At 65.7% G+C, this 10095-nt stretch carries 8 protein-coding genes and 1 pseudogene; 3 read left to right on the top strand and 6 right to left on the bottom strand.

What is annotated here, in order from left to right:
* Positions 1-27: 27 nt before the first annotated feature.
* Positions 28-954 (bottom strand): hypothetical protein, encoded by a 927-nt coding sequence (locus Q0D45_RS10990; protein WP_293392584.1) that lies wholly within the window; start codon positions 952-954, stop codon positions 28-30.
* 84 nt (positions 955-1038) lie between these two features.
* On the opposite strand from Q0D45_RS10990, the gene Q0D45_RS10995 reads away from it, so the two are divergent.
* The gene (locus tag Q0D45_RS10995; protein WP_293392587.1) at positions 1039-1578 is read left to right on the top strand and encodes an ECF-type sigma factor; all 540 of its coding nucleotides are present in this window, start codon (positions 1039-1041) and stop codon (positions 1576-1578) included.
* A gap of 21 nt (positions 1579-1599) precedes the next feature.
* On the opposite strand, the gene Q0D45_RS11000 is transcribed toward Q0D45_RS10995, so the two are convergent.
* The gene (locus Q0D45_RS11000; RefSeq protein WP_293392590.1) at positions 1600-3993 is read right to left on the bottom strand and encodes a serine/threonine-protein kinase; all 2394 of its coding nucleotides are present in this window, start codon (positions 3991-3993) and stop codon (positions 1600-1602) included.
* A 157-nt stretch (positions 3994-4150) separates the two neighbouring features.
* On the opposite strand from Q0D45_RS11000, the gene Q0D45_RS11005 reads away from it, so the two are divergent.
* Both Q0D45_RS11005 and Q0D45_RS11010 read left to right on the top strand, forming a co-directional pair.
* A complete protein-coding gene (locus Q0D45_RS11005) occupies positions 4151-5113 on the top strand; it encodes a cyclase family protein (RefSeq protein WP_293392593.1) in 963 nt (320 codons plus the stop codon).
* A 138-nt stretch (positions 5114-5251) separates the two neighbouring features.
* Positions 5252-6898 (top strand): AMP-binding protein, encoded by a 1647-nt coding sequence (locus tag Q0D45_RS11010; protein ID WP_293392596.1) that lies wholly within the window; start codon positions 5252-5254, stop codon positions 6896-6898.
* 31 nt (positions 6899-6929) lie between these two features.
* Here the strand turns inward: Q0D45_RS11010 and Q0D45_RS11015 are convergent, their stop codons facing one another.
* The 4 genes and pseudogenes from Q0D45_RS11015 to Q0D45_RS11030 all read right to left on the bottom strand — a co-directional run.
* Positions 6930-8069, bottom strand: a complete 1140-nt coding sequence (locus Q0D45_RS11015) for a glycerophosphodiester phosphodiesterase (RefSeq protein WP_293392598.1) — start codon at positions 8067-8069, stop codon at positions 6930-6932.
* A gap of 205 nt (positions 8070-8274) precedes the next feature.
* A complete protein-coding gene (locus tag Q0D45_RS11020) occupies positions 8275-8565 on the bottom strand; it encodes a DUF1330 domain-containing protein (protein WP_293392600.1) in 291 nt (96 codons plus the stop codon).
* Between the two features lie 50 nt (positions 8566-8615).
* Positions 8616-9782 (bottom strand): serine hydrolase, encoded by a 1167-nt coding sequence (locus tag Q0D45_RS11025; protein ID WP_293392603.1) that lies wholly within the window; start codon positions 9780-9782, stop codon positions 8616-8618.
* A gap of 86 nt (positions 9783-9868) precedes the next feature.
* Positions 9869-10095, bottom strand: a pseudogene (locus Q0D45_RS11030) (MFS transporter); the annotation flags it as partial.

A 10095-nucleotide genomic window follows, 5' to 3' on the forward strand; every position in this document is an offset into this window, starting at 1 on the left:
GGGTCCTGCACGTTCCGGAACACCGCTTCAGCGGCCGAAGATCTTGTCGAAGGCCTTGTCGAGCACCTTGTCGACCGTACGGTCGGAGGCCTTGTCGACTTCTTCATCGGCCCGCGCCTTGACCCGGTCCTTCTGACGCGCGACTTTTTCGTCCACCGTTTCGGTGACGACATTGCCGTCGGCATCCGTTTCAGCCGCCGCTTGGCCGAACATGCCACCGAGGCCCGCGCCCGACAGAGACATGCCAGCCGGCAGCTCCGGCATCTGCATCGGCTCGGCCGGCAGCTTGAAGCGCGCCGCCGACGGCGTGGCGCTATCGAGACGCGTCAGGCGCATGTTCTGTTCGACCCGCAGCAGGCCCAGATTCTTCTTCTGGAACGCCGCTTCCAGGGCCTTGCCTCCCGGCGTGTCGTTCTTGCGGCCCATCGCCTGGGTCATCATTTCCGAGAACGAGGTCATCGCCTTCGTCATCTCGGTCAGCTTGGCGTTGCTCGCCAGAACGACTTCGGTCTTTTCGCGCTTGCCGGCTCTGGTGCTGTAATCGACCGTATAGACCTCGCCGGTGATACCGGCGTGGGTCTCCCGTTGTCCCGTCGCACTAAGGCCGTGGTACTCGGCGATATCGTCGAGGCCGGAATTGAACTGCGAGGCGTTGGCGAGCCTGCTGCCCATCATCTTCATCATCGCGCCCATTTCGACCACCATGGTCTGGCCATCGGTAACGGCGACGCTGTACATCTTGCCGTCGCGGAAGATCGCGTAGCCTTGCGCTTCGACAGCGCCCTTGGCCGACACCGGTGTCATCCGAATCATGCCGCTGTCGAATTCAAGGACGATGCGTCCGCGATCTGCGCCCTCGCCGGTTTCAAACTCGGCGGCGCCTCCCGCAAGCGCTGCAGGCGTGCATAGCAGAAAAACGATGGCGGCCAACGACAGACGAAATGGAATGAACATGGCGATCTCCGGACACTTAAGCTGAAAGGGCTTCAAGCCCCACATCTCAATGAACGCGATCCGCTCAGGAATCCCATCATCGCCATGGAAGAAAAGCTGTCTGCCCCGAACAGCATCAGCGCCGACGCCGCCGAACTGGTGCCGCTGTTCTATGCCGACCTGAAAAGAATCTCGCGGCGCCTGCGCTACGGTTCAGCGTCGTCGGACACCATGCAGACCACGGTGCTGATCCACGAAGCCTGGCTGAAGCTGCATGCGACACCGGCCTGGAACGACCGCCAGCATTTTCTGAGAGCCGCGGCGCTGGCGATGCGCCAGGTGCTGGTCGACGACGCGCGCGCCCGCCTTGCCGCACGGCGCAACAACGGCGAGCGCCCGCTACCGATCGATGCTGCCGAGACGGTCGCCGCCGAAGCGCCGGACGAACGCGTGGTGGCCATCGACGAAGCACTGGCCGAGCTCGCCGTCTTCAGTCCGCGGCTGGCGCAGACGGTGGAGTGCCGCTACTACGCGGGCTATACCGAAACCGAGACCGCCGAGGCGCTGGGCGTCGGCGTTGCCACCGTGCAACGCGACTGGGCCAAGGCTCGCGCCTGGCTGTTCCAGCGCCTGCAGACGCCCTGAGCGCTTACCGGGGCTTCGCGCTCATTCGAGCCGGGCGCGCAACGCGGCCACCTGCGGGCTGTAGGTGGCGGCCTGGGGGCCGGCCTGGGCCAGCACCGCGTCGGCGGCGTCGAGGCGTCGACGCGCCGCTGTGACGTCGGAAGCCGCTGCCAGCCGACGGGCCTGCGCCAGATGGGCGATCGCCGCCAGCAGATGCTCCGGCGGAAAGCTGGCGCCAACCCGGGCATCGAGGTCGTCCAGCGTCGCCAACGATGAGGTCGCATCGCCGGTCGCCGCCTGCGCTTCGCCGAGCCCGGCCTGCGCCGCCAGCGCGTTGAGGCTGTTCTCGCCTGCGTATTGACGCGCCAGCTTCAGCGCTTCGTCGAGCAACGGCAGCGCCTCGGCAGGGCGATCAAGGCGCAGATTCAGCTTGCCCAGGTTGTTGAGCAGTGCAGCCAGCGCCGCCGACGGACCGAACAGCATGCGGCGGGTGTCGAGTGCCTTGCGATAGAGCTTCTCGGCCTCGTCGAAACGCTGTTCGCGAACCGCCAGCGAAGCCCAGTTGTTGAGCGTGTTCAGCGCATCGACACCCTGGGTTGCGCCGATCGTTTCCCAGACCGTCCAGGAGCGCCGGAACAGGGCGTCGGCATCGGCAAGCCGATCGGCCTGGAAGTAGGCGACGGCGAGATTGTTCAACACGATGCCGGTCTCGGCGTGCAGATCGCCCGAAATTCTCGAGCGCTCGACGAGCGCTGCCTCGAGCGTCGCAATACCGGCTTCGGCACGGCCGTCGGCCCGCTCCAGCTGGGCCTGGGTCAGGCGGCTTTCGAGCAGCTGGTTGCGGTGCCGGATCGGGTCCCGCTCCCAGTAGGCTTGAGCGGCCGCCAGTGCCGCCACCGCATCGGCGGTGCGGCTCATCCGCAGATAGCACTGCGACAGGTCGTAGCGCGCCTGCGCGGCGATGTCCGGCGTCACCGCCGGCTGGTGGGAGAGCACGCGTTCGAACAGCGGCACGGCGCCCGCATAGTCGTTGAACGAGAAATAAAGCTGCGCGAGTGCCAGCAGTGTGTCGGCGGCGCTCTCGGGATCTTTCTCGAAGTTGGAAGCCAGGCGCTCGGCACCCTTGTCGAGCAGCTGCTTCGGCGTCAGCGCGTCCGCGCCCGGGGTCTCGCCGGCCACCCGGAACAGGGTCAGCAGATAGTCCCGCACCGCCGCATTGCGGGAGGCTTCCGCCCGCGCCTGATCGCGCTCCTGCGCGGCTTCCCGCGCCTTGAACGCAATGCCGCCGGCACCGGCCATCAAGGCCAGCAGCAGCGAGGCCGCCGCGGCAAAACCGAAGCGATGCCGGCGCAGCAGCCGGCCCAGCAGATATGCAGGCGCCTCGCCCCGAGCGATGACCGGGCGACCATCGACATGGCGGCGCAGATCTTCGGCCAGCGCTTCGGCGCTGCCATAACGCTCGCCCGGCAGGCGGCGCAGTGCCTTGAGCACGATGGCATCGAGATCACCGCGCAACTGTCGGGCGACAAGCTTGGTGGCCACCTGGCTCGGCGGTAACAGGTCGCTGCTCGAAAGGCGCTCCAGCGCGCGCTGCACGCCGCTGCCACTGAGCGCCCACGGCAGCTTGCCGGTCAGCAGCTGATAGAGCATCACGCCGAGCGCGAAGACATCGGTGGCCGCAGTCACGGCACCGCCGGCCAATTGCTCCGGCGCGCAGTAATCGGGGGTCATGCGCAAGGCCTGGGTGACGTCGGCAGCGTCGGCATCGACCGGCTTGGCGATGCCGAAATCGAGCAGCTTGGGACTGCCGTCGGCGGTCACCAGTACGTTGGCCGGCTTCAGGTCGCGGTGAACGATCAAGTGTCGATGGGCATGCGCCACGGCCTCGCAAACCTTCAGGAAGCGTTCGAGCTTCAAGGCCAGCGGCAGGAAGCGCGTGGCGTCGTCGAAACGCTCACCCTTGACCAATTCCAGCACCGCGTAGGGACGGCCGCCATGGACACCGCCGTCGAGCAGGCGGGCGATGTCCGGATGCTCCAGCCGCGCCAGCATCCGTCGTTCGGCCGCAAAGCGGCGCAAATCGTCCGCCTCTTCCGGACGCCTGAGCAGCTTCAAGGCGGCCCGCTGCTCATAGCTGCCATCCGCCCGCTCGACCCGATAGACCTCGCCCGAGCCGCCCTGGCCGATCAGCTCGAGTACGCGCCAGGCGCCGACCATCTCGCCGGCAGGCAGCAGCGCCGCGTTCAGGCTCGGTGCCAGAAAATCCCGGCTTTCGGCTTCGGCGACGAGCCAGCGCTCGAGTTCCACGCGCAATGCCGGGCTCAGCGATTGAGCATCGAGGAAAGCCTCGCGTTCGCCCTCGGGCAGATCGAGCAGCTGATCGAGCAGGGATTCGAGTTGAGCCCACTGCTGGGGTGTAGGCGCATCGGCGGCCATCGGGACGATCCAGTTCTGATGAGTGCCGCATTATGCCGAGCCCGCCCGAGACCACGATGGTGCGCGGGCTGACACGCGATTGAATTCACCGCGTTCGCTAGGCAGCATCGGGCCAGACCGCGCACCAGACGCGGCCATCATTGCGAACGGAGAGGACATGACCACCCAACCAGTGCCGACGGCTGCCGAGCTGCTGAAGGATTCCCCGCGCAACTGGGGCCGCTGGGGGCCTGAGGACGAAGTCGGTTCGCTGAACTTCCTGACCAGCGCCGAAGTGCTGCGCGGCGTTGCTGCCGTGCGCCAGGGCAAGACCTACACCCTGCAGATTCCGATGGGCAAGCCGGGCGGCGATCCGGTCTGGCCGGGCCGCAACCAGTCGCAGCGGATCAACGTCATGGATCACGGCCACTGGCTGTGCGGCAAGGGCGTGCAGTTCCCCGGCAACATCGAATATGCCGACGATGTGATGTTCATGTACCTGCAGGGCTCCACGCAGTACGACGCGCTCGGCCACGTCTGGTGCGACGACAAGCTCTACAACGGCTACGACGCCAACACCACGATCGGCGGCATGAGCAAGGCCAGCGTCTATCCGCTCGCCGAGCGCGGCATCGTCGGCCGCGCGGTGCTGATCGACATGGCCCGTCATCGCGGCAAACCGGTGCTCGATCCCGGCGAAACCTTCACGCATCTGGACCTGCTCGCCGCGGCCGAGAAGCAGGGCGTGAGCATCCAGAAGCACGACATCCTGATCATCCGCACCGGCTGGATCGGCTCGTTCTACGAGCGCGACCGGGTCGAGTTCTACAAGAACTTCGTCGAACCGGGCCTGACCTATTCCCCGGAACTGGTCAGCTGGTTCCACGAAATGGAAATCCCCAATCTGGTCACCGACACCATCGCCAACGAGGTGACGATGGACCCGGTCAGCGGCGTGGCGCTGCCGTTGCACATCGCGCTGATGTCGAACCTTGGCGTCACTTTCACCGAGATCTGCCAGCTCGATCCGCTGGCCGCCGACTGCGCCGCCGATGGCCAGTGGAGCTTCCTGTACGTGGCAGCGCCCTTGAAGGTGATCAATGGCTCCGGTGCGCCGGTCAATCCGGTGGTGATCCGCTAGCACCGCGTTTTTTCGTAGGGCGGGCCATACCCGCCGCCCCGGCCGCATCTGAAGCCGAAGCCGGCGGCCGCGGGCCGCCCTACGCAAAGAACCGAAGTCAGATACCGGTTATCGGCACGCATCGACGGAGCCCACGGCATGAACGAACAAGCCCCTCCCTGGCTCGCCCAATACAGCGCCGGCCATCCGGCGACGATCACGGTCGAGCAGCCTGATGCCTTGTCGCTGTTCCGTGCCGCGGTCGCAAGAGCCGCAAGCAAGCCGGCACTTCACTACTTCGACGCAACGCTGAGCTATGCCGACGTCGATGCGCAGAGCGACGCCCTCGCCTGCGCCCTGCTCACGCGCGGTGTACAGCGCGGCGACCGCATCGCCCTGGTGCTGCAGAACCTGCCGCAGTTCGTCATTGCCCTGGTCGCGAGCTGGAAGGCCGGCGCGATTGCGGTGTCGATCAATCCGATGAACCGCGAGCGCGAACTGGCGCTGCTGTTCGCGGACTGCGAACCGGCCGCGCTGATCGTCCATGAGACCGCGTATCGCGATGTCATCGCCAAGGTGCTGGCGGAGCGGCCGGTCGGCATCGTCATCACCACCTCCGAACTGGAATACCAGCGCCGCAACGACCCGCGCCTGTTCGGCAGCATCAGCCGCGTGGCCTGCGAAGGCACATTGGCGTTTGCCGACCTGATCGCCAGCTATCGAGGTGCAACGCCGCCGACGATCCACTACCAGCCCAGCGACACCGCGATGCTGGTCTACACCTCCGGCACCACCGGCCTGCCGAAAGGCGCGATGAACAGCCACGGCAATGTCGTGTTCACCGCGCAGGTCTATCGCGACTGGATCGAACTGCGCGAGGGCGACGGCATTCTCGGCATCGCGCCGCTGTTCCACATCACCGGCCTGATCGGCCACATCGCGGCCAGCTTCAGCATCGCCGGCGCACTGACCCTCGCCTACCGCTTCGAAGCTGGCGTGATGCTCGACGCCTTCCGCGAGCGGCAGCCAGTCTTCACGATTGGCGCGATCACCGCACTGATGGCGCTGATGAACCATCCGGACGCGAAAGCCGACAGCCTGGCTTCGTTACGTTCGATCTACTCCGGCGGCGCGCCGATCGCGCCCGCAGTGGTCGCGCAGTTCGAAGCGAAGTTCGGGCTGTACATCCGCAACGCCTACGGCATGACCGAATCGACCTCGCCGGCCACCGTCTCGCCGCTCGACAAGCGGGCGCCGGTCGATCCACTGTTCGGTGCACTCAGTGTCGGCGTGCCGACCTTCAATACCGACATCCGCATCGTCGATGCCGAGACCGCGCAGCCGCTGCCTTATGGTGAAGCCGGCGAAATCACAATCCGCGGACCGCAGGTGGTCAGCGGCTACTGGCGCAAGCCGGAAGCGACCCTTGATGCGATCCGCGACGGCTGGCTGCACACCGGCGACATCGGCGTGATCGACACCGACGGCTGGCTGTTCCTGGTCGATCGCAAGAAGGACATGATCAACGCCGCCGGCTACAAGGTGTGGCCGCGCGAGGTCGAGGACGTGCTGTACACGCATCCCGCCGTCCGCGAAGCCGCCGTGGTCGGCGTGCCCGATGCCTATCGCGGCGAAACGGTGAAGGCAGTGCTGAGCCTGAAGGCCGGGGCCACCGTGACGCCGGAAGCCATCATCGCCCACTGCCGCGAGCGGATGGCGGCGTACAAGGTGCCGCGCATCGTCGACTTCCTGCCCGAGCTGCCGAAGACGATGACTGGGAAAATCCTGCGTCGCGAGCTTCGCTAGGGCTGCGACGCAGGATCGTGTCGTCCCGGGCTCAGGGATTCAGCAGCAGCCGACGGGCTTCGACCGCGGTATCGCCGTTGTCGCTGAACAGGCCGTCGACGCCGAGGTTGAAGAACAGCCGGTATTCATCGAGCGCCCGGCCGTAAAGGGTCGGAAACGCAGCGTTGGCCGGATCGCCGACTCGCAGCTCGTTCGGCACGAAAGTGTTCTCGTTGCGGAACGTGTACGGGTGAACGATCAGGCCGACGGCATGGGCATCGGCGACCAAGGTGGTCGGCGTCAGCGAGTTGCCGGCGGCATCACGCGGCAGGATCGAGGTCTTCGGCGGGCCGATGCCGTCGGCATAGCTGGCGATCCGCGCCAGGCCGGCCGGCGTGGCCATGTCGCCATAGGTGAAGGTGACGCCAGTGGCGACGAAATCGGCCGGACGATCGGCCGGGCCACCGAACAGCTGCACCAGCCGGATGCGGGTGCGGCTGCGCAGCTGGCGCAGATTGCCGCTTTCAAAGGACTGGATGAACACCGGCGCGTCGCGGCGGTCCAGGCCATTGCGGCGCAGGGTCGTCAGCAGCGGTTCTTCGAGCGGCAAGCCGATGCTGCGGAAATAGCTTGGATGCTTGGTTTCCGGATAGATGCCGATCACCCGACCAGTCTCCAGGCTCTTGCGCTGGGCCAGATCGATGACCTGCTGCAGGGTCGGCACCTGATACAGGCCGTTGTACAGGCTGTTGCGCTGGCGGATCGCCGGAATGCGCTCGACGGCACGCAAGGTCTGCAGCTCGGCCAGGGTGAAGTCTTCGGTGAACCAGCCGGTCAGGGCCAGGCCGTCGATGGTCTTGGTGGTGCGCCGGCCGGCGAACTCCGGATGGCTGGCGACATCGGTAGTGCCACCGATTTCGTTCTCATGACGGGCGACCAGCACGCCATCCTTGGTCGACACCAGATCAGGCTCGATGAAATCGACGCCGAGATTGATCGCCAGCTCATAGGCCGCCAGCGTGTGTTCGGGGCGATAGCCCGAAGCGCCACGATGGGCAATGATCAGCGGACGGCTATTGGCATCCAAGCGACTGACGGGCATCGATTGGGCCTGGCATTCGGTCACGCCTGACAATGAAGCGACGATCAGCGCGGATACCGCGACAACGAAATTCTTGATCGGAAAGCGCATGCGTTTTCTCCCATGACGTTCTGGTTTGGAAGATCGACGCCGACACTTCGAGTACTGCCCGCGACGACCCTGAGCGGTCGCCGATCCGACGACTGCAGGCGCATCGTCGCGGCTTGCGGTTAAGCGGGGATGACCATTCGATGAAGCCTTTTCAAGGGCTCATCGATCGCTGTGGAGAGTCTGTGAAGCCGACGTCAGAACCCCGTCATATCGGCTCTTCAAGCACGAAGAACGTGGCCTCCATGGCTTCGTCACGGACCGGAATCAAGGCCTGGTAGGCAGCAGAGTGATACCAGTCATGGGCCGCCGCGGCCGACGGGAAACGGGCGACCAGCGCATTGTTGATGTCGATCGCGCCGACCAGCGTTTCCGTGTGCTTGCCACGGCCGAGCACGACGCCGCCGGCAGCGGCAACCGTCGGACCGGCCGCAGCGGAGTACTCCTGCAACTTGGCAGGATTCCTGATCTTGACCAGCGCGATCATCAAGGCGGACATGGCGAAGTTTCCAGGTTGGCGAATGGACCGCGGGCTGCCGGCGCGATGATTCAGCGGTGGTCGTAGATCGTCCGTTCGAACTTCTGGTACAGCGCCACCACCTTGGCATCCCAGAACGGCAGGATCTGGGTCAGCAGCGCGGCGGTGATGCCGGATTTCCGGTCGATGAAGAAATAGGCATTGGGCAGACCGGCCCAGGCCAGGCTGCCGGCGGCACGGCCTTCGGGCAGCGGCTGCTGGTTGATGATGAAGCTCAGGCCCCACTTGAGATCGATGCCCGGATGCAGATCGCAGTCGTTCGACAGCGTCGGCATATGGGTCTTCATCACCGGCACCGACAGCGCGCCGATATGGTTCTGGCACATCAGTTCGACCGTGGTCGGCGCGAGGATGCGGTTGCCGTCGAGAATGCCGCCGTTGAGGATCGCCCGGGTGAAGCGCAGATAGTGCGGCAGGCTGCCCATCAAGCCGTGACCACCCATGTCGAACTCGGCATCCGGCGGAATGCCGAACGGAATCACCACCAGAGAACCGTCCGGCAGGCGCGCGTGCATCGCGCTCGCCCGGGCCTGCTGCTCGGCGTTGGCTTCGAAGGTGACGTCCTTCATGCCCAGCGGCGCGAAGATGTGCCTGGCCATGTAGTCGCGCAGCTTGAGACCGCTGGCCTGCTCGACCATGCGGCCCGCCCAGTCGATACCGATCGAGTAGTTCCAGGCAGTGTCCGGATCGGCGACCAGCGCGCGATCCATGGACGCCGACGAGCCGCTGATGACGTTGGGCTTGCCGGCGTCGGTCAGTTCCTTGTCGACATCGGGGCAGAAGAATTCGTAGGCGAAGCCGCTGGTGTGGGTCAGCAGATTGCGCAGGGTGATGGGGCTCTTGGGCGCGCGCAGGATCGCCTTGCCGTTGGCGTCCCAGCCGGTACGCACCTGGATCTTGCCGAGCTCCGGCAGCACCTTGGCGGCAGGCGCGTCGAGATCGAGCTTGCCCTGTTCGACGAGCTGCATCGCCGCCGCACCGGTGACCGCCTTGGTCATCGAGGCGAACCAGGCAAAGGTGTCGACGGTCATCGGCACCTTGCCGCCATGGGCACGCACGCCGGCCGAACCTTCGTAGAACACGCCATTGCGATCAGCGGCGACGGCGACCACGCCAGGAATCTCTCCGGCTTCGGTGCCACTCTTCAGCAGGGCGTCCAGCGCGTTGCTCAGGCTCATCGATGCTCTCCTCGTGTGTTCGTTATGACGACGACACGGAGTATCGCGAGCAGCCTTGACGATGGATAGCGAGGGCGACTCCGTAGCTAGGCTTCTGTGCGTCCCACTCTCAACGCATTCGCGGGCACCAGCAGCAAAGTCGCCAGCGCACCGAGCGCGGCGACACCGGCCATCAACAGCAGGCCAGCGTCGAGCGTGCCGCTGAGGCTCTTCATCCAGCCCATCAGTGAGGGGCTGACGAAGCCGCCGAGGATGCCGATCGAGCTGATCACGGCGATGCCGGCAGCGGCGGATTCGCGGCCGAGATAGGTCG

The sequence above is a fragment of the Nevskia sp. genome, from assembly GCF_023266035.1.
Taxonomy (GTDB): Bacteria; Pseudomonadota; Gammaproteobacteria; order Nevskiales; family Nevskiaceae; genus Nevskia.